The organism is Actinomyces urogenitalis DSM 15434, assembly GCF_000159035.1.
In the GTDB taxonomy this organism is placed as follows: domain Bacteria; phylum Actinomycetota; class Actinomycetes; order Actinomycetales; family Actinomycetaceae; genus Actinomyces; species Actinomyces urogenitalis.
Genome location: NZ_DS999574.1, coordinates 421,440 through 426,537, shown reverse-complemented (window position 1 = coordinate 426,537; position 5,098 = coordinate 421,440). Strand labels below are relative to the sequence as shown.

Below are 5,098 nucleotides of genomic sequence, written 5' to 3'. Positions count from 1 at the left end.
TGAGTCGGGCTGTGCGTGCGGTGCGGGCTGCGCGGCCTCGGTGTCCGCCTCGACGACGGCGTTGAGGCGCTCGGCCACGGCCGGCGGGATAAAGCCACCCTCGCGGCGGCCGTCATAGATCCAGGTGCCGGTCTTGTCTGAGAAGGACGAGCGCACGTGGATCGGTACGCCGAAGCGGCGGGCGTACTCCACCGCGCGCAGGTGGAGGATCTTGGCGCCGTTGGCCGCCATCTCCAGCGTCTCTTCGCTGGTGATGGACTCAATGCGCCGGGCCGTGGGGACGATCCGGGGGTCGGCGGTGAACAGGCCGTCGACGTCAGTGTAGATCTCGCACACGTCAGCGTTGAGGGCGGCTGCCAGGGCGACGGCGGTGGTGTCCGAGCCGCCACGGCCGAGCGTGGTGACGTCCTCGACCTCGTTGATGCCCTGGAAACCGGCGACGATGGCGACGGCGCCCATCTGGATGGCGCGGGCCACGCGCTCGGGCAGAACTCCCACGATCGAGGCCTTGCCGTACTTGGAGTCCGTCAGCACGCCGGCCTGGGCGCCGGTGTAGGCACGGGCCGGCACGCCCAGCTCACCCACGGCCATGGCCAGCAGCGCCATGGAGATGCGCTCGCCGGCAGACAGGAGAATGTCCATCTCACGAGCGGGTGCCTCAGTGGTCAGGGCGTCGGCCATGTCGAGCAGGTCGTCGGTCGTGTCACCCATGGCGGAGACCACGACGACGACCGTGTTGCCGGCGTTACGCGTGGCGACGATGCGCCGGGCGACGCGTCGCATCGCCTCGACGTCACTGACTGACGAGCCGCCGTACTTCTGCACGACCAGTGCCATGTGCTACTCCCGTGGTTCCACCGCCGACACACCGTGGCCGCGCTCGTGACAGGCGGCCTCGCAGGTCTCGCAGATCGCTCAGTGCGGGCAGCCCACCTCAGCGTGGCTGCAGGTCAGCATACGGCGTGTCCAGGAAGTGGGCCGCCCCAGTCCTCCATGCTGAGACAGTCAACCTGGCAACGACGTTCAGATCACAGATACTCCTAGGACCGCTCCTGCTAGCCTGCGTGCCATGGAGCTGATTGAGGTCGACAGAGCGTAACCGCGCCGCTCGCTGCTGAGCCTGCGCACCCGCCTGTCTACGAGCCCACCTCTCACCCACCCCCTGGCGAGCCTGGCCTCATGACGCCCTTGCGCCGTCATCCTTGCCGGCCACGCCCGCTGTGGGGCCCGCACAGAAAGCACCTGTCATGCCACAGCATCCTTCTCACCCGCGCTCTCACGCCCCGTTCGCCGGCCCTGCATCCTCACGCGCTGCCGTCACCCTTGACGCCCTCACCTTCGCCTGGCCCGACGGCGAGACCGCGCTGTCCGCCGTCTCCGGCACCTTCCCCGTGGGCCGCTCCGGCCTCATTGGTCGCAACGGCTCAGGCAAGTCCACCCTCCTGCGACTGATTGCCGGAGAGCTGGCGCCCACCTCGGGGCGGGTGGGCACCGAGGGAGAGGTCGCCTACCTGCCCCAGACCCTCACCCTGGAGCAGGAGACCACGATCGCTGACCTGCTCGGCATCGCACCGGTGCTCGCCGCGATCCGCGCCGTGGAGGCCGGGGATGCCAGCACCGAGCACTTCGAGGCCATCGGCGAGGACTGGGACATCGAGGCCCGCGCAGACCAGGCCCTCAGCCTCATCGGGTTCTCAGCCGCTGACCTCGGCCGCCGCGTCGCCACGCTCAGCGGCGGGGAGGCCATGCTCGTAGCCATCACCGGCCTGCGCCTGCGCGGCGCCGAGGTCACGCTCCTGGACGAGCCGACCAACAACCTGGACCGCCCCACCCGCCAGCGCGTGGCTGAGATGGTGGACTCCTGGCCGGGCACGCTCGTCGTTGTCAGCCACGACCTAGAGCTGCTGGAGCATATGGAGCACACCGTCGAGCTCTACGACGGCGAGCTGACTACCTTTGGCGGGCCCTACTCGGCCTGGAAGGAGCACCACGAGGCCGAGCAGGCGGCGGCCCAGCAGGCCGCCCGCAACGCCAAGCAGGCCCTCAAGGTGGAGAAACGCCAACGAGTGGAGACCGAAACCAAGCTCGCACGCCGTGCCCGCACCGCCAGGAAGGCGGCGCGCGACGGCGGGGTAGCCCGGATCGTGGCCGGGAACCTGCAGCGCAACGCCCAGGTCTCCGCGGCCGGGCTGCGCTCCACCATGGACTCCAAGGTGGCTGCCGCCCATGCCGCTCTGGACGCGGCCGACGCCCGGGTGCGCGACGAGGAGGCGATCCACCTGGAGCTGCCTGAGCTTGAGCTGCCCCGCGGCAGGCGGCTGCTGGAGATCTGCGCCGAGGAAGGCGACGTCGTCATCCAGGGACCTGAGCGCGTGGCGCTGACTGGGCCGAACGGGTCAGGAAAGACCGCCCTGCTACGCCAGCTCCTGTCTGGCGAGCAGGCTGCCTCGGGACGCCCACACGGTCGCCTGCTCACCGAGAAGGTGGGCTACCTTCCCCAGCGCCTGGACAACCTGGAGCGGTCGGCCAGCGTCATGGACAACGTCCGGACCGTCGCGCCCGGCACACCGTCAGGCACGATCCGCAACCGGCTGGCTCGGTTGCTGCTGCGTGGCGACGCCGTCGACCGCCCGGTGTCCACCCTCTCGGGCGGTGAGCGCTTCCGCGCGTGCCTGGCCATGCTCCTCCTGGCCGACCCACCCGCTGAGCTGCTCATCCTGGACGAGCCGACGAACAACCTCGACATCGCCAGCGTTGAGCAGCTGGTCCAGGCGCTCGCCGCCTATCGCGGGGCGCTGCTGGTGGTCAGCCACGACGAGGTCTTCCTCAGCCGGCTCGGGATCCAGACCCGTCTGGAGCTGGACGGACGCGGCCGCCTGCACCGCCGGCACTGAGGCGGGCCGCCCTCGGGCCTGCGCCTACCAACACCGGCGCAGGCCCGAGGCCGCTCCGCGCCCGGATCGGGCTCGTGGAGCCCTGGCACAGGTCAGCCACGAGGCCAGTGCCTCCTTCTCCCGAGCGGTCGATGTCCAGTTCACCGGCAGGCTGCCCGCCGGCACCTGCACCAAGAGAACCTCAGCCCTCGACCCGGCGGCGACCCTCGAAGGCTCGCCCGAGGGTGACCTCGTCGGCGTACTCCAGGTCGCTGCCCACCGGCAGGCCCGAGGCCAGCCGTGAGACCGGGACCTCCATGGTGCGCAGCATACGGGTGAGGTAGGCGGCGGTCGCTTCTCCCACGACGTCGGGGTCGGTGGCGAGGATGACTTCCTCAACATCTCCTCCCAGCCGCGCCAAGAGCTCTCGCACGCGCAGGTCATCTGGACCAACACCGTTGATCGGGTCGATCGCACCACCGAGCACGTGGTAAAGGCCGCGGTACTCCCGCGTGCGCTCAATGGCGACGACGTCCTTGGGCTCCTCGACCACGCAGATGACCCGCTGGTCCCGACGAGGGTCGCGGCAGATCGCGCACTGCTCGGACTCGGCGATGTTGCCGCAGGTCTCGCAGAAGCGCACCCGCGCCTTGACGGCCCGTAGGGCCTCGATGAGGCGCTCGACGCTGGAGGAGTCGGCAGACAGGACGTGGAAGGCCAGACGCTGGGCGGACTTGGGGCCGATGCCAGGAAGCTGGCCGAACTCGTCAATGAGGTCCTGGACGGCTCCTTCGTAGACCGCTGGCATCTCAGTACTCCTCCGGGTTCACGATGATCTCCTCCAGGACGGTGGCGCCCAGCAGGCGCTTGACGACCTCCAGGCCAACCACCCCGGCCTCCTCGGCGTCCTCGTCATCCTCACTGGGGACGTCATCCTCCAGGGAGACTGTCCGTAGCTCGGCCGATCCTGGGGGCGGAGCCTCTCCCCGCGCGGCGGCCCGCGCGGCCGCCATGGCAGCAGACACTGAGGCGGAGGAGCCCCGCGAGCCCCGGACGGTCCCCCACGCCTCCCCTGGCCCGTCCGGGTCACCCGGTTCCTCAGGCAGCGGGACGCCGTCGGAGAAGGTTGGTGTGGCCGGGCTGGCCGCCCCTGCAGGCTGAGCGCCGGCCGAGGGGGCTCCAGGCGCTTGATCACTCGGTCCGAGCGACGACGAGGCCCCGCCGGGAATCTCCGGCAGGGCATGAAGGCGGTGGACGGTGGCGAGACGAGGTTCCTCCTCCGTCTGCTCCTCTGGTGGTGAGGATCCTGCCGGGCGGGAGGAGCCTGGGTCCGCTACCGGGTGCGGGGAGGAGACCGTCGCGGGCGTCACCTTCTCGCGAGCCGGATCTCCCGGGGCAGCGACCGCGGCCCGCGGAGTCTGCGGGGAATGGGGGGACTGAGGCAGCGGACGGTCAGGTCCGGGCTCCGCGGCTCGTGTGGTCTCCGCCGTCTCCTGGGGGCGCGGCGGCTGAGACGCCACGGGTGACTCACTCTGTGAGGAGGCAGGTGGTGAGGAAGTAGAGGAAGCGGGTGGGGCGTCCTCATGGCGCGCTCGCCCGATCGGCGCCACCTCTCCCCATCCCACGGGCTCCGGCTCTGCGGGAGCCTGTGCTGGTGAGGGCGCCGCCTGGGCGCTCGGGACGTTGCGAGCCGGTCCCGCCGGCGCCGCGCCGCCACCGTGTGTGCCGGGAGCGGGCGCGCTCGGGCCGCTCGGGCCGTCTCCACCGGAGGGACCGGAGGGACCTGCGGACGGCCCGTCCGGGCCGACGAGGACCGCGTGAACCTCAACCTGCAGCCCCAAGGCCTGGTGAATCGCCTCAGCCAGGACCTGGGCATGACCGCCGTTCTCAAAGGCGTTGACAAGTCCGGGCGCCGTGAAGAGCACCTGGAAGACGCCACGTGCGAGCGCCCCTGGCTGAGCGTGCTGCTCCACCAGCGCCCAGGTGGCGCGGCGCGTGCGCTTGGCCGAGTCCAGGACCTCCGCCCACCGGGTGCGGATCATCTCTGCCTCAGCAGCCTCGGGAACCGAGGAACGTGGCGCGGAGGAGGAAGCCGGTGCTACGGACGCTGCCACCGGGGCACTCGCTACTGCCGGCGCACTAGGAGCCGCCGGCGCACTAGGGGTCCCCGGCGCAGCGGAAGCGGGTGCCGGTGACGCGGGTGACGCGGAGGGAGGGGCCTCCTG

General features: G+C 70.9%; 5 protein-coding genes. 2 read left to right on the top strand and 3 right to left on the bottom strand.

Translation table 11 applies throughout. The features are described from left to right. The coding region (locus tag HMPREF0058_RS01800) for an aspartate kinase (RefSeq protein WP_006547948.1) at positions 1-837 on the bottom strand (837 nt) is incomplete at its 3' end. A 410-nt stretch (positions 838-1,247) separates the two neighbouring features. On the opposite strand from HMPREF0058_RS01800, the gene HMPREF0058_RS01795 reads away from it, so the two are divergent. Continuing rightward, positions 1,248-2,894 (top strand): ABC-F family ATP-binding cassette domain-containing protein, encoded by a 1,647-nt coding sequence (locus tag HMPREF0058_RS01795; RefSeq protein WP_006547947.1) that lies wholly within the window; start codon positions 1,248-1,250, stop codon positions 2,892-2,894. A 181-nt stretch (positions 2,895-3,075) separates the two neighbouring features. Here the strand turns inward: HMPREF0058_RS01795 and recR are convergent, their stop codons facing one another. Together recR and HMPREF0058_RS13100 are read right to left on the bottom strand one after the other, a co-directional pair. Beyond that, positions 3,076-3,681: a recombination mediator RecR gene (gene recR, locus HMPREF0058_RS01790; RefSeq protein ID WP_006547946.1), complete on the bottom strand. Its 606-nt coding sequence runs from the start codon at positions 3,679-3,681 to the stop codon at positions 3,076-3,078. 1 nt (position 3,682) lies between these two features. Next, positions 3,683-4,915: a hypothetical protein gene (locus tag HMPREF0058_RS13100; RefSeq protein ID WP_081449133.1), complete on the bottom strand. Its 1,233-nt coding sequence runs from the start codon at positions 4,913-4,915 to the stop codon at positions 3,683-3,685. On the opposite strand from HMPREF0058_RS13100, the gene HMPREF0058_RS12955 reads away from it, so the two are divergent. Further along, positions 4,905-5,098 (top strand): hypothetical protein (locus tag HMPREF0058_RS12955; RefSeq protein ID WP_211205878.1); only part of this gene is annotated, 194 nt, incomplete at its 3' end. The genes HMPREF0058_RS13100 and HMPREF0058_RS12955 overlap by 11 nt on opposite strands.